Source organism: Bradyrhizobium sp. AZCC 1721, from assembly GCF_036924715.1.
GTDB lineage: Bacteria > Pseudomonadota > Alphaproteobacteria > Rhizobiales > Xanthobacteraceae > Bradyrhizobium.
This window is the reverse complement of record NZ_JAZHSB010000001.1, coordinates 2,790,064-2,812,601: the sequence shown is the minus strand read 5'-3', so window position 1 is coordinate 2,812,601 and position 22,538 is coordinate 2,790,064. Positions and strand designations below refer to the sequence as shown.

General features: G+C 62.7%; 16 protein-coding genes. 8 read left to right on the top strand and 8 right to left on the bottom strand.

The window, feature by feature from the left end; translation table 11 throughout:
- Positions 1-35 precede the first annotated feature (35 nt).
- Genes V1273_RS13330 through V1273_RS13310 form a run of 5 tightly spaced genes read left to right on the top strand, consistent with a single transcriptional unit; the run spans position 36 to position 6,121 of the window.
- Positions 36-1,052, top strand: coding sequence for a TRAP transporter substrate-binding protein (locus tag V1273_RS13330; RefSeq protein WP_334409876.1), 1,017 nt, complete (start codon positions 36-38; stop codon positions 1,050-1,052).
- A 7-nt stretch (positions 1,053-1,059) separates the two neighbouring features.
- Entirely contained in the window at positions 1,060-2,967 is a 1,908-nt protein-coding gene (locus V1273_RS13325; protein WP_334409875.1) for a TRAP transporter large permease, read from the top strand.
- Positions 2,968-2,984: 17 nt separating this feature from the next.
- Positions 2,985-3,524 carry a VOC family protein gene (locus tag V1273_RS13320; protein ID WP_334368100.1) on the top strand — a complete coding sequence of 180 codons (540 nt, stop codon included), beginning with the start codon at positions 2,985-2,987 and terminating at the stop codon, positions 3,522-3,524.
- Positions 3,525-3,539: 15 nt separating this feature from the next.
- Positions 3,540-4,754 (top strand): ribulose-bisphosphate carboxylase large subunit family protein, encoded by a 1,215-nt coding sequence (locus V1273_RS13315; RefSeq protein ID WP_334409874.1) that lies wholly within the window; start codon positions 3,540-3,542, stop codon positions 4,752-4,754.
- A complete protein-coding gene (locus V1273_RS13310; protein WP_334382803.1) occupies positions 4,751-6,121 on the top strand; it encodes a four-carbon acid sugar kinase family protein in 1,371 nt (456 codons plus the stop codon). Before V1273_RS13315 ends, V1273_RS13310 begins: the two co-directional genes overlap by 4 nt.
- A 332-nt stretch (positions 6,122-6,453) precedes the next feature.
- On the opposite strand, the gene V1273_RS13305 is transcribed toward V1273_RS13310, so the two are convergent.
- On the bottom strand, positions 6,454-9,558 hold the full coding sequence (locus tag V1273_RS13305) for a DEAD/DEAH box helicase (RefSeq protein WP_334409873.1): 3,105 nt from the start codon (positions 9,556-9,558) through the stop codon (positions 6,454-6,456).
- Positions 9,559-10,143: 585 nt separating this feature from the next.
- Positions 10,144-10,818, bottom strand: a complete 675-nt coding sequence (gene tenA / locus V1273_RS13300; protein ID WP_334409872.1) for a thiaminase II — start codon at positions 10,816-10,818, stop codon at positions 10,144-10,146.
- Between the two features lie 118 nt (positions 10,819-10,936).
- On the opposite strand from tenA, the gene V1273_RS13295 reads away from it, so the two are divergent.
- The gene (locus V1273_RS13295) at positions 10,937-12,439 is read left to right on the top strand and encodes an AMP nucleosidase (RefSeq protein ID WP_334382806.1); all 1,503 of its coding nucleotides are present in this window, start codon (positions 10,937-10,939) and stop codon (positions 12,437-12,439) included.
- A gap of 24 nt (positions 12,440-12,463) precedes the next feature.
- On the opposite strand, the gene upp is transcribed toward V1273_RS13295, so the two are convergent.
- The 6 genes from upp to hutI all read right to left on the bottom strand — a co-directional run bounded on the left by upp (position 12,464) and on the right by hutI (position 20,327).
- On the bottom strand, positions 12,464-13,093 hold the full coding sequence (gene upp, locus V1273_RS13290) for a uracil phosphoribosyltransferase (RefSeq protein ID WP_028350870.1): 630 nt from the start codon (positions 13,091-13,093) through the stop codon (positions 12,464-12,466).
- Positions 13,094-13,187: 94 nt separating this feature from the next.
- Positions 13,188-14,426, bottom strand: a complete 1,239-nt coding sequence (locus tag V1273_RS13285; RefSeq protein ID WP_334412206.1) for a URC4/urg3 family protein — start codon at positions 14,424-14,426, stop codon at positions 13,188-13,190.
- 21 nt (positions 14,427-14,447) lie between these two features.
- A complete protein-coding gene (locus V1273_RS13280; RefSeq protein WP_334409871.1) occupies positions 14,448-15,698 on the bottom strand; it encodes a GTP cyclohydrolase II in 1,251 nt (416 codons plus the stop codon).
- A 173-nt stretch (positions 15,699-15,871) separates the two neighbouring features.
- On the bottom strand, positions 15,872-17,542 hold the full coding sequence (gene hutU / locus V1273_RS13275; protein WP_334409870.1) for a urocanate hydratase: 1,671 nt from the start codon (positions 17,540-17,542) through the stop codon (positions 15,872-15,874).
- Positions 17,539-19,116, bottom strand: a complete 1,578-nt coding sequence (gene hutH / locus V1273_RS13270) for a histidine ammonia-lyase (RefSeq protein WP_334409869.1) — start codon at positions 19,114-19,116, stop codon at positions 17,539-17,541. Before hutH ends, hutU begins: the two co-directional genes overlap by 4 nt.
- Positions 19,113-20,327, bottom strand: coding sequence for an imidazolonepropionase (gene hutI / locus V1273_RS13265; protein WP_334409867.1), 1,215 nt, complete (start codon positions 20,325-20,327; stop codon positions 19,113-19,115). Before hutI ends, hutH begins: the two co-directional genes overlap by 4 nt.
- A gap of 88 nt (positions 20,328-20,415) precedes the next feature.
- Here hutI and V1273_RS13260 point away from each other — a divergent pair, with 88 nt between their 5' ends.
- Together V1273_RS13260 and hutC are read left to right on the top strand one after the other, a co-directional pair.
- On the top strand, positions 20,416-21,774 hold the full coding sequence (locus V1273_RS13260; protein WP_334409866.1) for a formimidoylglutamate deiminase: 1,359 nt from the start codon (positions 20,416-20,418) through the stop codon (positions 21,772-21,774).
- The gene (gene hutC, locus V1273_RS13255) at positions 21,771-22,523 is read left to right on the top strand and encodes a histidine utilization repressor (protein WP_334409865.1); all 753 of its coding nucleotides are present in this window, start codon (positions 21,771-21,773) and stop codon (positions 22,521-22,523) included. The genes V1273_RS13260 and hutC overlap by 4 nt, the downstream gene beginning before the upstream one ends.
- The last annotated feature ends 15 nt before the right edge of the window (positions 22,524-22,538 follow it).

Here is a 22,538-nt window from a genome sequence, read left to right as displayed (position 1 = left end):
TCAATTGGCATCAAAAAGATTACCGGAGGAAGCCCATGATCCTGTCTCGTCGGCGTGCCCTGCAGGCCCTGTCGGCTCTTCCCGCAGCGGGTCTCATTGGCGCCATGCCGCGCGTCGCGCGCGCCGCGGAATTCTCGCTGAAATACGGCAACAACTTGCCGCTCACTCATCCGCTTAACATCCGGGCGCAGGAAGCCGCCGAACGGATCGCCAAGGAAACTGACGGCCGCGTCGAGATCGCCATCTTCCCCAACAACCAGCTTGGCGGCGATACCGATATGCTGGCGCAGGTGCGCAGCGGCGCGATCACCTTCTTCACGCCATCGGCGCTTGTCGCCGCGACCCTCGTGCCGGTCGCCGCGATTAATGCCGTGGGTTTTGCTTTTGCCGACTACGACCAGGTCTGGAAGGCGATGGACGGCCCGCTCGGCGCGCATGTCCGCACCGCGATGGCCAAGGTCGGCCTCCATGCTTTCGAGAAGATGTGGGACAACGGCTTTCGCCAGATTACGAGCGGCGCCAAACCGATCGAGACCGCCAAGGACATGGACGGGCTGAAGATCCGCGTGCCGGTGAGCCCGCTCAGCATCTCCATGTTCAAGGCGCTCGCGGCATCGCCGACGAGCCTGCAGTTCAGCGAAGTCTATTCGTCGCTGCAGACCCGCATCGTCGATGCGCAGGAAAACCCGCTGCCGATCATCCAGGTCGCCAAACTCTATGAAGTGCAGAAGTACTGCGCCATCAGCAACCATATCTGGGACGGCTTCTGGTTCATCGCCAATGGCCGCGCCTGGCGGGCCTTGCCGGCCGACCTCAAGACCATCGTCGCCGACGCCATCAACGACGCTGGCCTGAAGCAACGCGAGGACATCAAGGCGTTTAATGCGACAGTGCAATCGGACCTGCAGGCCAGGGGGCTGACCTTCACCAAGCCGGCGCCGGACAGCTTCCGCTCCAAGCTGCGCGAGACCGGCTTCTACGGCGAGTGGAAGACCCGCTTCGGCGAGGAGGCCTGGGGCCTGCTCGAAAACGCAATCGGCAAGCTGGCCTGAGCGTGCGATGACGATTGCCGAGCATCCGATGAGCGGCTATTTGGAGGCCGGGCATGGCCCCGCCTCTGCATCGACGCGCGGTCTCGCGCGGGCGTTTGCCGCCCTCGATCGTGGGCTGGGCGCAGCGGTCGAAACCGCCGCCGCCGGCCTCGTCGTGATCGAGATCATCATTCTGCTCGCCGGCGTCATCAGCCGCTATGTCTTCCGCAGTCCGCTGGTCTGGTCCGACGAACTGGCCTCCATCCTGTTTCTCTGGCTTTCTATGCTCGGCACCGTGATCGCGCTGCGCCGCGGCGAGCACATGCGTATGACGGGGCTCATGCGTTATCTCGGTCAGCGCGCACGGGCTTTTTTCGAGGTGATGGCCACGACGGCATCGCTCGCATTGTTGGCATTGATCCTCTATCCCGCATTCGACTATGCGAGCGAGGAGCGCTTCATCGTGACCCCTGCGCTCGAGATCAGCAACGCCTGGCGCGCTGCGGCAATTCCCGTGGGCCTGGTGCTGATGACCATCACCGCCGTGATCGGTCTGGCGCGCCGTCATCGCGCCCCGTTCATCCTCGCAGGTCTCATCGCCACCGCGGGTATCGTCGCTGCATTCTGGCTGGCCGGACCAGCCCTGCAGCCGCTGGGCCGCTCTAATCTGATCATCTTCTTTATCGGCGTGGTGGCGGCCAATGTGTTCGCAGGTGTGCCGATCGCTTTCTCCTTTGCGCTGGCAACCTTCGGCTATCTCGCACTGACGACGACCACGCCGATGATGGTGATGGTCGGCCGGCTCGACGAGGGGATGTCCCACCTCATCCTGCTCGCGGTGCCGCTGTTCATCTTCCTGGGCGCGCTGATCGAAATGACCGGGATGGCCCGCGCCATGATCCAGTTCCTGGCGAGCCTGCTCGGCCATGTCAGAGGCGGCCTGTCCTATGTTCTCATCGGCGCCATGTATCTGGTGTCCGGCATTTCAGGATCGAAGATCGCCGACATGGCGGCGATTGCGCCGGTTCTGCTGCCGGAAATGCAGCGGCGCGGTGCCAAGCCCGGCGATCTCGTGGCGCTGCTCGCCGCCACGGGCGCACAGACCGAAACCATTCCGCCGAGCATTGTGCTGATTACCATCGGTTCGGTGACCGGCATCTCGATTGCCGCGCTCTTCACCGGTGGCCTGTTGCCGGCGCTGGTTGTCGGCGCCGCCCTTTGCGTGGTGGTGTGGCGACGCTATCGGCATGAGGATCTCAGTCACGTGCGGCGGTATTCAGCGCGCGAGATCGCAAAACTGGCGCTGCCCGCCCTGCCCGCAATCCTGCTGCCTTTTGTGATCCGCACCGCCGTCGTCGAGGGCGTCGCCACCGCGACGGAAGTGTCGACCATCGGGATCGTCTACGCCGTACTGATGGGACTTTTGGTCTATCGCCAGTTTCCCTGGAGGCGCCTCAAGCCGATGCTGGTCGAGACCGCTTCGCTGACCGGCGCCATTATCTTCATCGTAGGTAGCGCCACCGCGATGGCATGGGGCCTGACGCAATCGGGCTTTTCACAACAACTGGCGCAGGCGATGGCGGCGATTCCGGGCGGTGCCTATGGCTTCCTCGCAATCTCGATTCCCGCCTTCGTGATCCTCGGCAGCGTGCTGGAAGGCATTCCGGCGATCGTCCTGTTCGGGCCGCTGCTGTTTCCGATCGCCAAGCAGGCCGGCGTGCACGAGGTGCACTACGCTATGGTGGTGATCTTCGCGATGGGCATCGGCTTGTTCTCGCCGCCATTCGGCGTCGGGTATTACGGCGCCTGCGCCATCAGCAGGATCTCGCCGGATGAGGGCCTGAAGCACATCTGGGGCTATGTCGTCGCGCTGTTTGTCGGGCTCCTCATTGTCGCCGCGGTGCCGTGGCTGTCGACCGGATTTCTCAAATTCTGAACCAACGGGATGCAAGCATGAGCCGCTTCTTTGGCGAGATCCGGCAGGCCGGATACGTCGTCAACGACATCGAAAAAGCCATGGACTACTGGAGCCGCGAACTCGGGATCGGGCCGTGGTTCTACAATCCGCGTGTGCCGATCGTGAACTATCGCTATCGCGGCGAGGCTTATGAGCCGCACAATTCGGTCGCGCTGGCGAACTCCGGACCGTTGCAGATGGAATTGATCCAGATCCGCAACGATGCGCCGTCGATGTATGCCGATTTCCTCAAGGCGGGGCATACTGGCTTGCAGCACGTCGCCTACTGGACTGAAAACTACGACGCCGACCTGGCCCGTCTCGAAGCCCAGGGATTCAGACCAGTGATGAGCGGCGAAGTCGGTCCCCGCGGCCGCTTCGTCTATTTCGATACCGAATATCACCCAGGAACCGTGATCGAATTGTCGGAGGTCGCCGGCCCCAAGGGCAAGATGTTCGATCTGATCCGTGAGGCGGCGCGAGGCTGGGATGGAAGCGATCCCGTGCGCGCCTTTCCCGATCTCAGCAAGCTCTAGCGCGGACCTGATCCGGTGACAGCTCCTGTTCGCATCGAGGCGGATTATCTGATCGAGACGCCCTGCGATCCGCGCGCGACCGCAGAAATCATGGCGGGCGAACAATCCAGCGGCACCTTCGTCGCCGTGCCCGGCGAAACGCCTGAGCTCAAGCAAAGAGCCGCAGCCCGCGTCGAGCGCATCGAATTGCTTGATCCGTTGTCTGCGCCGTCATTGCCGGTGGCGCGGCCAGTCAATTCGGAGGGTCCCTGGCGGCGCGCGCTGGTGACGCTGTCCTGGCCGCTCGACAATATCGGCGCGTCGCTGCCCAATCTGGTGACGACAGTTGCCGGCAATCTCTGGGAATTGCGCCAGCTCACCGGGCTGCGGCTGCTCGATCTGCGGCTGCCGCTCGCATTCGCATCCGCTTATGCCGGGCCCAAGTTTGGTGTTGCCGGAACGCGCGAGCTGACCGGCGTGCGCGGCCGTCCGCTGATCGGCACCATCATCAAGCCGAGCGTTGGGCTCAATGCAGCGGAGACGGCAAGCCTCGTTGCCACTCTTTGCGAGGCCGGGATCGATTTCATCAAGGACGATGAGTTGCAGTCCGATGGATCTTCTTGCCCATTCGATGAACGCGTGCGCGCGGTGATGCGCGTGGTGAACGATCATGCCGGGCGGACGGGCAAGAAAGTGATGCTCGCCTTCAACCTCACCGGCGAGATCGACCAGATGCGCCGCCGCCATGATTTCGTGCTGACGCAAGGCGGCAGTTGCGTGATGGCGAGCATCAACTCGATTGGGCTCGCCGGCATGATCGAGCTCGGTCGCTACACCCAGCTTCCGCTTCATGCGCATCGCAACGGCTGGGGCGCGTTGAACCGGCATCCGGCGCTCGGCTGGCAGTTTGCAGCCTGGCAAAAGATCTGGCGGCTTGCCGGCGCCGATCACATTCATGTCAACGGCATCGGAAACAAGTTCAGCGAGTCCGATGACAGCGTGATCGCATCCGCCCAAGCCACGCTCACGCCCTTGTTCGAGCAAAGGCCTTGCGTCGCCATGCCGGTGTTTTCATCCGGCCAGACCGCCGCGCAGGCGCTTCCAACCTATCATGCACTGGGATCAACCGATCTGATCTTCGCCGCTGGCGGCGGCATCCTGGCACATCCCGACGGACCTGCCGCTGGGGTAGCCGAACTGCGTGCGGCATGGGACGACGCCATGTCCCGCAAGGCGCCGCATAGCCCATGACACCCTCCTTAAGCCTTCCCGATGGCCCGCTGATCGCATTTTATGGCGACGACTACACCGGCTCTTCGGCCGCGATGGAAGCGCTGACCTTCGCTGGCCTTCCGACGATTTTGTTCCTTGAGCTTCCAAGTCCGGAGCAACTTGCCACAGCAGTGCAATTCCGCGGCATCGGCATCGCCGGCACCGCGCGCGCGAAAGATCCGGCCTGGATGGAGCTCAACCTCCCGCCCGCCTTCGACATGCTCGCCGGCATTGGCGCACCGATTTCGCACTACAAGGTCTGCTCTACCTTCGACTCGGCGCCGCATATTGGCTCGATCGGGCGGGCGATCGATCTGGCGGTGCCGCGTCTTGGCGGTGCCTGGCATCCGCTGCTGGTCGCCTCGCCCGCGATGGGCCGCTACCAGGTTTTCGGCAATCTCTTCGCGACCGTGAACGCCGTCGGCCATCGGCTCGACCGCCATCCGACGATGTCGCGCCATCCGGTGACGCCGATGGACGAGGCCGATCTTGGCCGTCATCTCGCCCGTCAGACTGCGCGGCGGATCGGGCTTGTCGATTTCGTCACCATGGCCAATGGCGAGGCAGACCGGACGTTGGCGCGTGTGAGCGCCGGCGGCGCTGAAATCATCTCGCTCGATGTGCTTGACCAGTCGTCTCTGATCGAGGCCGGACGCCTCATGTGGGAACACCGTGGCGATCGGTTGTTCGCGGTGGGCTCTCAGGGCGTGGAGCAGGCGCTGGTTGCCTATTGGCGGTCGTTTGGCCTGATCGCGGACACCGGGCCCCAGATGTCGTTCTCTGCCGTACAGCGGATCGCCTGCATCTCCGGTTCGTGTTCGCCTGTCACGGCCGCGCAAATTGCCTATGCCGCCGAGAATGGGTTTGAAGTCGTGCGGCTGGATGCAGCCCGCGCCGTCGACATGGCCGAATGGACAAAGGAAATCGGTCGCGGCGCCGACCGCGGCCTTGCGGCTGTTTCTGCCGGGCGCGATCCGCTTCTAATCACTGCAAGCGGGCCGGACGATCCGGCGATCTGCGCTCTTAACGCCGCGATCGAAGCGAGTGGAGTAAGCACGGCGGCAATTAACGACCGGATCGGCGCCGGGCTTGGCTGGGCACTCGATCGCATCCTGCAAACGACTCGCCTGCAGCGCGCGGTGGTCGCCGGCGGCGACACCTCCGGCCACGCGCTCCAGGCCATGGGCATCTATGCTCTCAGCGCGATCGCTCCGCTGGTTTCGGGGGCGCCGCTTTGCCGCGCCGCATCGAACCGTGAGCACGCAAACGTTGAGATCGCGCTCAAGGGCGGACAGGTCGGCGGCGTCGACCTGTTCTGCCTGGCGAGAGACGGCAAGGCGATTTGAGAACCATCTCAAATTGCTGTTTCAGGCGGTCGCTTGAACGAGGCAGTCACGATCGGGCGGGCGGCATTTTCGTTTCGCATGATGGCTCAACAAACGGGTTCCTTCGTCGGATGCATTTAAGACGGAAGGTTGTGCACCTAGTGTGTAATCTTGCCGTCCAGAACCGCTAACCGGAATTGGCGCGGTAGTCCGATGAGCCGGCAAGCACGACGCCTCCCTTTCGCTAAAGGCTGAGCGCGCCTGCCGGAACCTCATTCGGTCGAGATCGGCATCATTCGGCGTTGCCGCACGCCGGAGGATCGGTTGTCTCTAGTTGAATAGCAGCGCCGCGATTACTCATCCAGAAGGTCGAGGAATTCTTCGACCTTCCCAAGCGGTCCATCGCGTCCGTTGCTGATGTAGACAACCCGATCGCCATCGCGTTGCAGGGATCGCGCCTTGGATTTCCGAAGTCGTCCCGGCAGGAATGTCGCGGCTACGGCATCCAGGCCGACATCAAGTCTTATAATTCCTCTTCGCCTGCAGTCGATTCTGAGCCTTGCTGCGGCAAAGAACTCGCGAGCCGCTGGAGGCAATCTGCCGAAGCGACGAGAGGTCTCCTCCTCGAGATCGTCCAGTTCATCTTCGCTTCGGCATCTGGCGACGCGGCCGTAGATTTCCAGCCGAACCGCCTCCGATTGCACGTAGCCTGCGGGCAACATGTCCCCTACCGGCAGATTCAGGTCAGGCACCCACAGGTCGGCTGTTCTGTCGTCGGCTTTCTCCGAGGCCAACTTCAGAAGGTGACTGTAGAGCACGGGTCCGAACACCTGCACATGACCCGACTGTCGCTCTGAAAGCACATCCCCCGCTCCCCTGAGATCCAGATCCCGCGCACTGATCGCGAAACCCGCGCCCGGTCTGTTAAACTCTTCCAAAACGGCCAACCGCTTCTCAGATCGCTCCGAGCCCGAATCGGTCAGCAAATGCGCAAACGCCCGTATCCCGCTGCGACCCACCCTTCCTCTGAGTTGATGAAGTTGCGCAAGACCGAACTTTTCGGGCCAACAAACCACGATCGTGTTTGCACGCGGGATATCGAGACCGCTCTCCACGATGTTGGTCGCCAGCAGCACGTCCGCCGCGCCTTCGACGAAGCTCATCATTCGGTCGTCTATGTCGTCGGCGGGCAACTTGCCATGCAGACAGACGATGCGGAGATCCGGGGCCATCGATTGAACGCGCGCCAGCATCGGATCGAGATCTTGAATTCGCGGACAGATCAAGAAGCTTTGCCCGTGGCGCCTTTGCTCGCGCAGCAATGCGGAGGCAATAGCAGCATCCGAAAGAGGAGCGACCTTTGTGACGACCGGGAGTCGATGAATGGGCGGAGAGGCAATTACGCTAAGATCCCTGAAGCCAGCAAGACCGCCCGCGAGAGTCCGCGGAATCGGCGTGGCGCTCATCCAAAGGGCATGAATACTCTTGGCCAGCCCGGAAAGTCTCGCCTTCTCCGCCGCCCCAAAATGCTGTTCCTCATCGATGACGACAAGGCCGAGGCGGGCGAACTTCACGTCCTTCGAGGCGAGGGCCTGCGTTCCGATCACGACCTTCAATTTGCCACTCTTCAGTCCCTCCTTCACCCCTCTTGTCTCTGCGCCCGAACCGGTTCGCGACAAACTGCCCACTTCGATGCCAAACGGAGCGAAGCGTTTGCGGAAAGTCGCGACATGCTGTCTTGCCAGGACGGTCGTCGGCACCGCTATCGCCACCTGCTTCCCTGACAATACGACGGCAGCCGTGGCTCGCAACGCCACCTCGGTTTTGCCGAATCCGACGTCGCCGCAAATGATCCTGTCCATGGGGTGGCCCGACGCAAGATCATTCAAAACGTCCCGAATGGCTTTCGCTTGGTCGACTGTCGTGAAATACGGAAAACGCGCGACAAACCTCTCATAGATGGGACCAGGAGGTACAAGTTTCGGAGCCCGCCGGCGGCGCCGCTGGCTGATGTGCTTGGCGAGCTGCTTGCCGGCGATTTGAATTTCGTGCTCCGCCTCGGTACGCCGGCTCCACCATGTACTACCATCCGCTTTGTCGAGGGCGAGTTCGCCGCGCTCCGACGCGTATGGCCAGATCAGTGCGAGGTCGGCGGGCGGAACGAGAACGGCATCGTCTCCAGCAAATACCAGCCTGATCATTTCGCGCGACGACCCGCCCCCCGTTGCCACGGTCTGCAAGCCGTCGAGCAAGGCCAGTCCCCGCTGCAAATGAACGACCGCTGTCCCTTGCTCCGGCACATCTGCGTGGTCGAAAGCCGCACTCCAGCTTCTGGCCAGGGGCTGCGGATGATGAGCCCTGCTGCCGAGCACATCGGAAGCCGTCACAACGACGAGAGGTTTCCGACCAGGCAAGACAAAACCCCTATCGAAGTCGGCCAGAAGCGCCGCCTCACGGTCGCGTCCGGCCGTCGCCTCGTTCCAATCCGCAAAGTGCTCAGCCTTGACTCCGCTCATCCGTTCCAGCACGCGCAGATCGTCCTCATGCGCTGCGACGAAAACCAGGCGCGAACCGGCGCGCCGCGTATCGTCGACGAACGCACGAAGCGCCTTCCTGGGCGATGCAACCTGCGAAAAGTCCGGTGAGGGAGCGAAACGTGCCTTTTGCGACAGCACGTTCATACGCCTGGTCGCCTGCTTCCATTCGCGTCTTCCGAGGTATTCTCCGCCCCTGTCCGTGCGACCCGCCGCCTCCTCGATCGTGCTGAGCCAGCTATCAGCGTGCGCTGAAACGCCGGCATCCGCGATCCACTTGGCTCGACCACAATAGTCGAATAGGGTCGAGCGCTTTCCGCGTATGTTCCCGAACGCCAGCCGCTCCGACATCGGGTCGATGAGAAGCTCTTTCGTCTCAAAAACGATGTCATGTTCTATCGGATCGAACGCCACGATCCGACGTATCAGCCCGCCGGAATGCTCTACTCTGAACGGACCGAGCGCGCCGGCGGGAAAAATCTCGAATGTCTTCCCGTGAAACAGCGCGCCGCCGGGATAGTCCGCCTCGTCATCGACGTCGTATCCGAGGGCCTCAAGCCGCGCCCGGAGATCTTGTTCAGAGAACGCGGCACCGACTTTCAAACGGAGGATGACCCGGGACCAACTCGCCACAGTGGGAAGGCGCTCCATCACGGCCTCTGCCGTGGATACGAGCAGGATCGGCTTCTCAGGCTTGGCAAGGCGCCTCAAGACCGAGCTTCGTCTACCCGCGATTTCGTGCGACGGCTCCAGCTGATCGAACGGCAGCGTATTCAGTCTTGGAAAAACAAGCACATCGCACGAAGGCGCGAGGGCATGAATGACGGCACCCAGCCGCTCGGCCCTATTCTCGCTTTCAGCAAGAAAGACGACGCCTTTGCGACCCGACTTCCTCCACTGTGCGAGCAGATGGAGGGCCACCATGCCTAGGGGCGACGAAGAAGAGATCGCAGTCCGCGATGAAGAATTCGTTCGCTTCGTTGCCCGGCTGGCAACACGCGCTTTGCTGGAATGGCCCACCTTGAACCCGTCGTTGATTCGCCACCAACTGTGGCTGATGGCGAGTGTTGCTTCGAACAGGCCCGCTCTGATGCGAGAGCTACGCCTCGGGCTGCGTACATATGCGAATTTGATCGCGGACGCACGTATCCAATCTAGTCGTCCAGTGAGACGTCGTTTGGGAGCGGAGACGTCTCGATCGTCCCCTTCTCCGCCCGATAGTAGGTTCCCGATTCCTGACGATTGCCCGCTCGCCTCAGCCTAGGCCTCGGCAGCCAGGACCGTCATTGCTCCCAAGCTGTCACTCGCTTGAGAACTGCTTCCGGATCGACTTCGCCATTGTTGGACGTCCACGCGACGAATTGATCCGGTCGCACAAGTATTAGGCTGAAATAGCCTCAGAACGCTGCAGATCCCGGCAAGTGGAGTGCAGGATCGGGAGGGCGGCCCGCTTTCGACGACCGTCGTACTCGCTCAACTTGGAAGCCAAACGCAGTCCGCTGTCACTGACTATTGTGCACGCTGGCCCGCGCGCCAGCCCATTTCCCAGAAGTCCGACTCGAGTCGCGTAGCTTCCTTGAAGATCGCGATCAGCTCGGCCTCGCGGGCGGGCGTGGCGTAGAGATCGGCGAGATTCTCCAAATGAGCCCGCGCTTTCGCCGCGACCTCCTGATATGGCGCGCCGGCATACTCGGCGATCCAAACCCGATATGGGTTCGTTGCAGCGAGCGCATCGGGTCGCGACGCAAGCCGCGTCGCAATCTCCGCGTAGCCGATCACGCAAGGCGCAAGCGCCACCTTGAGTGCCAACAGATCGCCGCGCATTCCAGCGTCAAGTACGTAGCGTGTATAGGCCAGCATCTCGACGGCAGGCGGGGCCTGTTCGAGATCGCCGGGCGACAGGCCCCAGCCGGCGCACAGCTTTACATGCAGGTTCATCTCGACGTCGAGGATGGCCGAGAGGCCAGCGGCCGCTTCACGCATGTCGGCAAGCTTGGGCGACTTGTAGACGGCGAGCGCGCAGGCGCGGGCAAACTCGATGAGAAAAAGGTAGTCCTGGACGAGGTAGTGACGAAACGCCCCCTCGGCGAGCGAACCGTCCGCCAACCCGTTCGTGAAGGGATGTTCGGTGTAGGCCCGCCACTCGGCGGATGCTGCTGTCTTTAGGCGCTCGAAGAAACTCATGATTTCTTACCGGGTTTGCTTCCAGGGAAGTCTTGTCGCTACTGCTGACGCGCCGCGGGCCGGGAAGGTTCCCTTGCCAAGCCTCCCCAAGGCGGGTCCAAGATACTAGGTTAGGGTCATGAAGAATCACGGCCGTCCCCAAGCCATCGGGCCAATAGCCACACCAGAGCCCTTCGTGCGGCAAAGCTTCGACGACGCGCGCAAGGCGGTCGCGGCTTTGCGATCACTTTATGCCCGAAATACCCAGTTTCTGCGCGATTCCTTCGCCGCGCTCGCGGCTGGCAGCGACAGTAACCGGCGATACCGGGCGTTCTACCCGGAAATCAGCGTCACCACGAGCTCATACACCCAGGTCGATTCTCGTCAGTCCTATGGCCACATGCCGACGCCCGGGCAGTATTCGACCACGATCACCCAGCCCGACCTGTTCGAAACCTATCTCATCGAGCAGCTCGATTTGATCATGCGCAACCATGGCGTTCCGGTCGTCGTGTCGGAATCGGAAACCCCCATCCCGCTGCATTTTGCTTTTCAGGAAGGCACCTACGTTGACGGCGCCGCTGCCAGGAACATCAAGCGACCGATCCGAGACCTGTTCGACGTTCCAGATCTTGATGGAACCGACGATCAGATCGCCAATGGCACATACGAAGCACCGGTCGGCCGGCCGAGGCCGCTGTCGCAATTCACCGCGCAGCGCGTCGACTATTCCCTGCATCGCCTGCAGCACTACACGGCCACCAGCCCCAACCACTTTCAGAACTTCGTGCTGTTCACCAACTACCAATTCTACATCGACGAGTTCTGTGCTCGCGCCAGGGACCTGATGGCGAACGGCGATACCGGCTATGCCGAATTCGTCGAGCCCGGCAATGTCATCATCAGACGCGGGGAACAGCGACCGGCCGCCGGCGTGACAACGGCGCGTCTGCCGCAGATGCCGGCATATCACCTGAAGAGGCCGGACAACGCAGGCATCACCATGGTCAATATCGGTGTCGGGCCCGCGAACGCCAAGACGATCACCGACCATATCGCCGTACTCAGGCCGCATGCGTGGCTCATGCTCGGGCACTGTGCCGGATTGCGCGACACCCAGGCGCTTGGCGACTACGTGCTGGCGCATGCTTACATGCGGGAGGACCATGTTCTCGACGACGACCTCCCGCTATGGGTGCCCCTTCCTGCGCTGGCCGAAATCCAGGTCGCGCTCGAGGAGGCCGTGGCGGAAGTGACCGGGCTATCCGGATATGACCTGAAGCGCGTCATGCGCACCGGCACCGTTGCTTCCATCGACAATCGCAATTGGGAATTGCGCGACCGGCGTGGTCCGATCCAGCGGCTCTCGCAGTCGCGCGCCATTGCGCTCGATATGGAATCGGCGACCATCGCCGCCAACGGATTCCGCTTCCGCGTACCCTACGGCACCTTGCTATGCGTGTCCGACAAGCCGTTGCACGGAGAACTGAAGCTGCCCGGCATGGCCACCGAATTCTATAAGCGGCAGGTCGCCCAGCATCTGACCATCGGCATCCGCACGATGGAGAAGTTGGCGGACATGCCATTGGAACGGCTGCACTCGCGCAAGCTCAGAAACTTCTCGGAAACGGCCTTCCAGTAAGGCGCGCCGAGACCTGTCGGGACCTTACCGCGTTCCGTAGGCGCGATCCCCGGCATCACCAAGGCCAGGCAGGATAAAGGCGTTTGCATCGAGCCCCTCGTCGATACCGGCCGTCCACAATCGCACGTCGGGATGCAGGCCCCGGAAGCGCTCTACACCTTCCGGCGCGGCAAGCAGGCATACCAGCCGAATATCCTTCGCGCCGCGTTCCTTCAGCCGATCCACCGCCGCCACCGCCGTGTTCGCCGTCGCAAGAACCGGCGACACCACGATTGCCAGTCGCTCGTGAAGATCGGACGGCGATTTGAAGAAATATTCGACCGCCACGAACGAATGCGGTTCGCGGTAGAGCCCGATATGCGCGACGCGAGCGGTCGGAACGAGGTCCAGCATTCCGTCGACAAAGGTCACCCCTGCCCGCAACACCGGCACGAAAACCAGTTTCTTACCCGCGATCTTGGCGGAGTGCATTCGTGCAAGCGGAGTCTCGACCTCCACATCGGTTAGCGGCAGGTCGCGCGTCACCTCGTAACAAAGCAGCATTCCGATTTCCTTGAGGAGCTCGCGAAAAGACTTGGTCGAAATCGTCTTGTCGCGGATCAGCGTAAGCTTGTGCTGGACCAACGGGTGATCCACGATCGTAACGCCTTCCATGCTTTTGCTCCCTGCGGGTAATCGAATCGCGTTCCATAGCATTTTTGAGCGAACCGGATAGTCTGTTCGCATGAAGAAAACGCGTCAACAGATACTAGAAAACCGTACCGTCGCTAATGACCTTGACGGGCGGCGAACCATCAGGCCGGCGCGCGAACGCCAGCGCCCTGCCCGCCGCCCAGGTGCCGCCTTCCAGAATCTTCGCCAGTGGAAGAGAGACCGCGTCAAGACCAACGCGTTGCCGCAGCAGATCCGCCAGCCTGTCCAGCAGCGCGACGGTCAGCGCCCTCCACTCGACCACGAGCAGAGACGCGACATCATGTTCGCGTTGCGCGTCCATGGGGTCGCGCAGCACCAGTACCCCGGCGTCGACGAACAATCCACCGTTGCGGTATTCCGCGAGGCCCGTCAGGCCGTCGATATCCGTCACCTGCAGCCCCGCCCGCTGTATCGGCTCGATCAGCGAATACGATAGCCACTGCGACAATTTGTGCAGCGGCACCAGCCCGCTGGTCGCATCCTCGGTCTTCAGCGCCGGATGATGCCAGCAATCTCCTAACGGAATTCCGCCGAACGTTATGCGCGACGGCCAGATCGGCCCCAATTGGCGCAAAAGTTCTGACAAAATCGTCGAGGCAGCGATCACCCCCGCGTCGGCCGTCGCTGTGAGGTGATCAAATAATCCACCCGGCCGAGCCGTGTCGTCGCGGGCGAATATCTGCGGCGACGCCGATGCTACGTCGCCGAGCCGGCGAAGAAGGCTGATACGGCCCTCGAGGCCAACCAGCGGATTCTCGTCCGCAACCTGAAAGCCAGTCTGCAGATCGGCAACAGTCAGCCGCTGAAGCACAGCGACATCCGCTCGCAACGGTTCGTCAGCCTTCGCTGAGAAGACACCACGCGCAAACATGTCCAGACTGGCAAGCGCCAGCCCCTCCGAACGGCCGATACTTGCGCCCGTCAAGGGATCGCGATAGCGCCACGACGGGCCTGCTCCAGCATCGAGCAGCACACTGATCATGGCAAGGTCAAACTCGGCGCGCGCGCGCTCTTTCCTGCCGCGCCAGTTCTTGGCGTCGGCAAGGACCGCCCAGCGATCGATGCCGCCGACGACAAAATGGCGCCAGCGCGAATGAAAGGGAATATCGAACGTCGGATAGGCCTTGCGCGTTGTCGCAAGCACGAGATCAACCGCCTCGTCGAGCCGGCCAAGATCGACCTTGAAATGCTGAAGCTGGTCGTTCAAGCCGATTTCCAGCATCCGGTGCGCGCGACTGCGCACCGCTTCCGCACTTAAGGGAGATAAGCCGTCTGCCGTCGCGTCTGCTGTCACGATCAATGGCCCTGGCTCGCCCTAGTATTTTTCGAGCGGCCGACCGGAGGCGATCAGGTCCTCAGGCTTTGTGTCAGGTGAAAAATATCCCGCGGCTTTCTTGGCGGCGATTTCCACATGGGCGTCGGCGGGAATCATGTAATCGGGAATGGCGACGCGCTCGACAATGTCGATACCCTGCCCCGTCAGCGCATCATATTTCATGTCGCTCATCGAGATGAAGCGGTCGATGCGCTTCAATCCCAGCCAGTGAATGACATCCGGCATCAGTTGCTGGAAACGCGCATCCTGCACCCCGGCAACGCATTCCGTTCGTTCGAAATAGGCGGATGCATCGTCGCCATCTTCCTGGCGCTTGCGCGCATTGTAGACCAGAAACTTCGTGACCTCGCCGAGCGCCCGGCCTTCCTTGCGATTGTAGACGATAACGCCCAGCCCCCCCGATTGTCCGGCGCGCGCGCATTCCTCGATGCCCTGAATGAGATATGGACGGCAGGTGCAAATGTCCGAGCCGAAAACATCCGAACCGTTGCACTCGTCATGGACGCGACAGGTGATTTTGGTCCGATGGTCCGGAAGCTTCGTGACATCGCCGAACAGATAGACGGTCGTTCCGCCGATCGGCGGAAGAAAGACTTGCAGATCGGGGCGCGTGACAAGCTCGGGAAACATGCCCGCGGTCTGTTCGAACAGCGCACGCCGCAGATTGGTCACGCTCGTGCCGAAGCGCCGCGCGATCCCGGGCAAGTGCCAGACCGGATCGATCGCAATCTTGACAACGGAGACGGAACCGCTGGCGTGAACGAACTCGCCATCGGGCACCAGCCGCTTGGCGGTCAGAGCCGCCTGAATTTCCGGCAGGTCGAGCCTGGCCCGCGTGATCGCGATGCTCGGCCGGATATCGATGCCTTCCGTGATTTCGGCGCGAAAGTTCTCCGCGACGAGATGTCCCCACGGATCGAGCGCAACAATGCGTTCCGGATCTATCCATTGCGAGAACGGCCCAACGGTCGCGGCCGGGTGTGTGTTGGTCAGGTCGGGACGACGGATCGGATCCAGCGCACCCGAAGAAACGGCAAGCGCGCGGTAGACCGCATAGGAGCCCCCGTGAGTGCCAATCACGTTGCGATCCTGCGGGCGCGATACCGTCCCGATGATGGGACCACGTTCACGCGCGGTCGGCGCTCCCCACACGATCGGGAATTCATGTGTTGCACCAGGCACCGGATGCGATGTCAGGCGAATATGGTCGATACGATTGGAATTGCTCATCGTTCGGTAGTCCCAAAACGGCAACGGCCCGCCTTAATGACGGGCCTGACCGGAGAACCAAATGAATTATGCGGGTCAGTGACCCCTGCAGTACTATATAGGTAAACTGTGTGCATTTACAACAAGGAAGGAAATCCTCCCCTCTGGAAGCACCGGCGCAAGAAAGTCCGGAGCTACAACGTCAGACCGGGCAGATCGAGCCCGTTGGCGCGGGCACATGCAATCGCGCTTTCATAGCCGGCGTCGGCATGACGCATGACGCCCGATGCCGGATCGTTCCACAACACGCGTTCAAGTCGACGCGCCGCCTCTTGCGTTCCGTCGGCGACAATGACCATGCCGGCGTGCTGCGAATAGCCGATCCCGACGCCGCCGCCATGATGTATCGAGACCCAGGTGGCTCCGCTGGCACAATTGAGCAGCGCATTGAGCAGCGGCCAGTCCGACACTGCATCCGAGCCGTCGAGCATAGCTTCGGTTTCGCGGTTCGGGCTCGCAACCGAGCCGCTGTCGAGATGATCGCGGCCGATGACGATCGGCGCCTTCAGTTCGCCGCGCGCCACCATGTCATTGAACGCCATGCCGAGCCGGTGGCGATCACCCAGACCGACCCAGCAGATTCGTGCCGGCAGCCCCTGGAACTTGATCCGTGCTTTCGCCATGTCGAGCCAGTTATGGAGATGCCTATCGTCCGGCATCAGCTCCTTGACTTTGGCGTCGGTCCGAAAAATATCTTCGGGATCTCCTGATAGCGCCGCCCACCGGAACGGGCCGACGCCGCGGCAAAACAGCGGACGGATGTAGGCCGGTACGAAGCCCGGGAAATCGAACGCGTTCTTCAATCCCATGTCCTTCGCCATCTGGCGGATGTTGTTGCCATAGTCGAGCGTGGGAATACCTTGCGCGTGAAAATCCAGCATGGCCTGGACATGACCGACCATGGAGGTCTTGGCCGCGACTTCAACCGCTTTCGGATCGGCCTCGCGTTTCGATTCCCACTCGGCAAGCGTCCATCCCTTCGGCAAATAGCCGTTGATCGGATCGTGCGCGCTGGTCTGGTCGGTAACGATGTCCGGCCTGACGCCGCGACGCACCAGCTCTGGAAAGAGCTCGGCGGCATTGCCAAGCAGGCCGACGGAAACCGGCTTCTTGTTCTGCTTCGCCTCCGTCATGATCGCGAGCGCCTCGTCAAGCGAGCTTGCCTGTCGGTCGAGGTAACCCGTGCGCAACCGCATCTCGATGCGGCTCGGTTGGCATTCGATCGCGAGCATCGACGCCCCGGCCATGGTTGCGGCGAGCGGCTGCGCGCCGCCCATGCCGCCGAGACCCGCCGTCAAGATCCACTTGCCCGCGAGGTTGCCGCCGTAGTGACGCCGCCCGACCTCGACAAACGTTTCGTACGTCCCCTGCACGATGCCCTGGCTGCCGATGTAGATCCACGATCCCGCCGTCATCTGGCCGAACATCATCAGCCCCTGCTTGTCGAGTTCATTGAAGTGATCGAGCGTCGCCCAGTGCGGCACCAGATTCGAGTTCGCGATCAGCACGCGCGGCGCATCGGCATGGGTGCGGAAAATTCCGACCGGCTTGCCCGACTGCACCACCAGCGTCTGATCGCCTTCGAGCTTGCGCAGCGAGGCGACGATTCGGTCAAAGCTGTCCCAGTCGCGGGCGGCCCGGCCGATTCCGCCATAGACGACGAGTTCGCTCGGCCGTTCGGCAACGTCGGGATCGAGATTGTTCATCAGCATTCGAAGCGGCGCTTCCGTCAACCAGCTCTTGGCGCTGATCTCGGGCCCGCGGGGCGCCCGGATGATGCGGTCGTTGTCCAGTCGGCGGTTCATGACAAAGAGCCTCTCTCGGCAAGGATTGGAAACGGGTTACTCTCAAGCACCGACATAGCGGCCGTCGGCAACGCGCCGGCCTCAACCAGCGCCGTTGCCTTCGCGAGATCGTCGGCCATGTAGCGATCGCTGCCGAGCGCCGGCACCTGCTCGCGCAATACAGCAATCACGGCAGCCAGTGCGGGACTGGTCGAATGCGGTGCGCGCAGCCCAATGCCTTGCACCGCAACCAATAGCTCGATGCCGAGGATGGTGGCGAGATTGTCCGCCATGTCGGACAAGCGGCGCGCCGCGTGTGCGGCCATCGACACGTGATCTTCCTGGTTGGCGCTGGTCGGCGTCGAGTCGATCGAACAGGCCGCGGCGCGCTGTTTATTCTCCGCATAGAGCGCGGCTGCCGTCACTTCAGCGATCATGAATCCGGAGTTGAGGCCGGGATCGGGAGTCAGGAACGGTGGCAAGCCGAAGTTGAGCGCGGGATCGACCAGGGTAGCGATGCGCCGCTCGCTGATCGCGCCAATCTCGGACAGCGCCAGCGCAATCTGGTCGGCGGCAAAGGCGACCGGCTCTGCATGGAAATTGCCACCCGAGACGATCTCTGCCGTCTCGACCAGGACCAGCGGGTTATCGGTGACGGCGTTGGCTTCGATCGTCAGCGTGCGGGCGGCCTGCGTCAGCAAATCGAGCGCGGCGCCGGCGACCTGGGGCTGGCAGCGCAGGCAGTAGGGATCCTGCACGCGCTCGTCGCCTTCGAGATGCGACTTCCTGATGTCGCTGCCGTCCAGCAGTGCGGTCAGGGTTGAGCCGGCGGCGATTTGCCCGGCATGTCCGCGCAGTTGCTGGATCTCGGGACGAAACGGCGCCGTCGACGCCATCGCGGCGTCGACCGACAACGCGCCCGTCACTAACGCCGCACTGGCCAGGCCATGGGCGCGCAGCAATCCGGAAATGGCGTAGGCGGTCGAAAACTGCGTACCATTGATCAGCGCAAGGCCTTCCTTCGGACCGAGCGCCACCGGCGCAAGATCGGCGGCGGCCAGTGCATCGCGGGCCGGCACAACGCTTCCGCCGACCAGCGCCTGCCCCTCGCCGATCATGACCGCCGTCATATGCGCGAGCGGCGCCAGATCGCCGGAGGCTCCGACCGATCCCTGCTGCGGCACCAGCGGACAAATGCCCTTCGCCAGCATGGCCTGAAGCTGCTCGATGATTTCGCGGCGCACGCCCGATGCGCCTCGTCCGAGCGAGACGATCTTCAGCGCCATCATCAGACGAACGATCGGCTCCGGCGTCGGCGGCCCTACCCCGCAGCAATGCGACACAATGAGATTGTGCTGCAGCAGCGCCGTCTGGTCGGCAGCAATCCGTTTCGACGCCAGTTTTCCAAATCCGGTATTGATGCCGTACGCTGGGGCTTCCGCACGCGCGGCCGCGGCGACAATCGAAGATGCAGCTTCAACGCGCGACCAGAACGACGGATCGAGCACGACCGGAGCCCCGGCCAGGACTTGCGCCAGATCGTCGAGGCTGACCCTTCCAGGCGAAACCACAATGGGGGCGTCGGGGCGGCTCACTGTCCCCTCCACACCCGGCTGTGCAACGGATTAAAGCCGATTCGGTAAACGAGCTCGGCCGGCTGCTCGATCTCCCAGATCGCAAGATCACACCATTTGCCCGCCTGAAGCGTTCCTGTCTCACCGAGAATTCCGAGTGCGCGCGCACCTTCCCGCGTTACGCCAGCGAGGCATTCGGCAACGGTCAGCCGGAACAGCGTTGCGCCCATATTCATTGCCAGGAGAAGCGACGTCAGCGGCGAACTGCCGGGATTGCAGTCAGTCGCAAGTGCCATGTTGACGCCGTGGGCGCGGAATAGTTCGATCGGCGGCCTCGTCGTCTCGCGAATAAAATAGAATGCGCCCGGCAGCAGTACCGCCACCGTCCCTGCTCGCGCCATTGCCGCGGCGCCGGCATCATCGGTGTGCTCCAGATGATCTGCCGACAAGGCCGCGAATTCCGCGGCAAGCGCGGCGCCGCCGAGGTTCGACAACTGATCCGCATGCAGCTTGACCGGCAATCCAAGCCCCTTTGCCGCGCGGAACACCCGTGCCGTTTGCTCTCCCGAGAACGCAATGCCTTCCATGAAAGCATCGACGGCATCGGCCAATCCGGCCTGCGCCACCGCTGGCAACATCTCGCGGCAGATAAGATCGATATACCGATCCTTGTCACCGTCAGCTTCCGGAGGCGTCGCGTGCGCGCCGAGAAATGTCGTCTTGATGGCGACCGGACGCTTGTCACCGAGCGCGCGCGCCGCTGAGAGCTGACGCATCTCGGTTTCGGTATCGAGCCCGTAGCCGGATTTGATCTCCAGCGTCGTTACGCCCTCGCCGATCAGGGCATCGAGCCTTGGCAGCGCGTCGGCAACAAGCTCGGCCTCACTGGACGCCCGCGTCGCCGCGACCGTGGATACAATGCCGCCGCCTGCGCGCGCGATCTCTTCATAGCTCGCTCCCTGCAGCCGCAGCTCGAACTCGTGGGCGCGGTTTCCGCCAAAAACCAGATGGGTGTGACAATCCACCAATCCCGGCGTGATCCAGCGCCCCGCGCAATCGATCCGCTCGGCCGCATCAGCGTCCAATGGAAAGTCGGAACGGCTACCGGCGAACGCGATGCGTCCGTCGCGCGCCGCGACCAAGCCGTCCTCGATCACACCGAGCCCGGGCATATCCTCCCGGACCGTGGCGAGCCGGGCGTTGAGCCAGATTCGATCGAAGCGGTCGGCCATGCAGCTCTCCTTCAGCGGCAGGAGCTTGACGTATCTATATGTCTATACATAAAATCGCGTGAGTGTTCTGTCCAGCCGGTTTCGAAACATGTCGACACTGCATTTCGCATCAGCGCTGCTCCCTTCGGGGTGGGCCGATGACGTGCAGGTGGTGGTGACGGACCAGACCATCACCAAGGTTACGGCCGGCGTGGCGCCGGGACCGCAGGACGAGCGCTACAAGCTGGCGATTCCGGGCATAGCGAGCCTGCATAGCCATGCGTTCCAGCGTGGCATGGCGGGGCTCGCCGAAACGCGCGGCAATTCCGCGGATACGTTCTGGACATGGCGCGAGACGATGTATCGCTTCGCACTCGAAATGACGCCAGAAGACGTCGAAGCCGTCGCCACGCTGCTCTATGTCGAGATGCTCGAGCAAGGCTATACGCGCGTCGGCGAATTCCACTATCTCCATCACGACCACAACGGCGCGCCCTACGCCAACCCTGCGGAGATGGCGACGCGAATTGCGTGGGCCGCCGAAATCTCCGGCATCGGACTGACGCTGCTGCCGAGTTTCTATGCACACAGCTCGTTCGGCGGGGCGGCGCCACATGCCGGCCAGCGCCGGTTCATCTGCTCGGTCGATCAGTTTGCTAAACTAACTGACGCCACACGGACAGCCGTCCGCACGCTGCCCGGAGCCAATATCGGCATCGCCCCGCACAGCCTGCGCGCCGTGACGCCTAACGAATTAGCGGCCATCGCGCCATTGGCCGAAGCCGGGCCGATGCATATCCATGCCGCCGAACAGACCAGGGAAGTCGAGGAATGCATCGCCTGGTCGGGCCGGCGGCCGGTTGAGTGGCTGCTCGAACATGCGCCCGTCGATCAGCGCTGGTGCCTGATCCATGCGACCCATATGACCGAAGCGGAAACCACCGCGCTGGCAATAAGCGGTGCGGTCGCCGGACTTTGCCCGGTCACCGAAGCCAGTCTTGGCGACGGCATTTTTCCGGCTCGCGAATTCCTCGATGCCGGCGGGCGGTTCGGCATCGGGACGGACTCCAACGTGCTGGTCGGCGTCACCGACGAACTGCGTCAGCTCGAATATGGCCAGCGCTTGAAACACCGTGAGCGCAATGTGCTGTCCGGCGGTCCTGGCCTGTCGACCGGCCGAGCGCTGTTCGACGCCGCGCTCACCGGCGGCGCCCAGGCGCTCGCACAGCCAACTGCTGGCCTCCAGGCCGGTGCACGCGCCGACATCGTGACTCTCGACACTACCCATCCCTCGCTCGCCGGGCGTCGCGGGGATGCCGTCCTCGACGGCTGGATTTTTGCAGCAGGCGCAAGTGCCGTCGACACTGTCTGGGCCGGCGGCGCCAAAGTCGTCGAGAAAGGACTTCACCGACTCCGCGAGAGCGCGCGCGACACGTTCAACGCAGCGGTGCGGAGGCTAGTGGCATGAGCCTCGCTACCGATCGCGGTAAACTCCAATCGGCCTACAAGCCGACACTGTACAAGCAGATCCGGATCGACATCGAGCGCCGCATCCTCACCGGAGAATGGCCGCCCGGTCACCGCATCCCGTTCGAGCACGAGCTGATGTTGCGCTATGGCTGCTCGCGCATGACGGTGAGCAAGGCGCTGTCGGAACTTGCGCAAGCCGATCTCATCGAGCGGCGGCGCAAGGCCGGCAGTTTCGTCCGCCGCCCCACATTTCTGTCAGCGGTGCTCAAGATCGCCGACATCCGCGCCGAGATAAACGCGCTTGGCCGCAGTTACGGCTATGAGTTGATCCAGTGCTCGCGGCGCACTGCAAACGCCACCGACCGCGCCCGCCTTGGCGCGGGGAAAGCCGGAAAGGTGATCGCGATTGCATGCCGTCACAGCGCCGACGGCGTGCCATTCGCCATCGAGGACAGGCTGATCGATCTCGACGCCGTGCCCGAAGCGGCTGCGGCGGATTTTGCGGCCGAGCCGCCCGGCTCGTGGCTGCTGCACCATGTGCCATGGACGGAAGCCGAGCATTCGATCAGTGCCATCGTGGCTGACGAACAGGCTGCGGCGGCGCTGGATATCGCGATCGGAGCCCCCTGCCTGGTGATCGACCGGCATACCTGGCGCAGCGCCCGGCCGCTGACGACCGTGCGCCTGCTCTATCCGGGCGAGTCCCATAAACTGATTGCTCGCTTCAAAGGCGGCGTGGAGGGATAGCGATGCACGCAAGAT

Bases quoted from the DNA above. Each gene is read 5' to 3' on its own strand.
- V1273_RS13330 (WP_334409876.1), top strand. From the start codon at position 36: ATGATCCTGTCTCGTCGGCGTGCCCTGCAGGCCCTGTCGGCTCTTCCC.
- V1273_RS13325 (WP_334409875.1), top strand. From the start codon at position 1,060: ATGACGATTGCCGAGCATCCGATGAGCGGCTATTTGGAGGCCGGGCAT.
- V1273_RS13320 (WP_334368100.1), top strand. From the start codon at position 2,985: ATGAGCCGCTTCTTTGGCGAGATCCGGCAGGCCGGATACGTCGTCAAC.
- V1273_RS13310 (WP_334382803.1), top strand. From the start codon at position 4,751: ATGACACCCTCCTTAAGCCTTCCCGATGGCCCGCTGATCGCATTTTAT.
- V1273_RS13305 (WP_334409873.1), bottom strand. From the start codon at position 9,558: ATGGTGGCCCTCCATCTGCTCGCACAGTGGAGGAAGTCGGGTCGCAAA.
- tenA (WP_334409872.1), bottom strand. From the start codon at position 10,818: ATGAGTTTCTTCGAGCGCCTAAAGACAGCAGCATCCGCCGAGTGGCGG.
- V1273_RS13295 (WP_334382806.1), top strand. From the start codon at position 10,937: ATGAAGAATCACGGCCGTCCCCAAGCCATCGGGCCAATAGCCACACCA.
- upp (WP_028350870.1), bottom strand. From the start codon at position 13,093: ATGGAAGGCGTTACGATCGTGGATCACCCGTTGGTCCAGCACAAGCTT.
- V1273_RS13280 (WP_334409871.1), bottom strand. From the start codon at position 15,698: ATGAGCAATTCCAATCGTATCGACCATATTCGCCTGACATCGCATCCG.
- hutU (WP_334409870.1), bottom strand. From the start codon at position 17,542: ATGAACCGCCGACTGGACAACGACCGCATCATCCGGGCGCCCCGCGGG.
- hutI (WP_334409867.1), bottom strand. From the start codon at position 20,327: ATGGCCGACCGCTTCGATCGAATCTGGCTCAACGCCCGGCTCGCCACG.
- V1273_RS13260 (WP_334409866.1), top strand. From the start codon at position 20,416: ATGTCGACACTGCATTTCGCATCAGCGCTGCTCCCTTCGGGGTGGGCC.
- hutC (WP_334409865.1), top strand. From the start codon at position 21,771: ATGAGCCTCGCTACCGATCGCGGTAAACTCCAATCGGCCTACAAGCCG.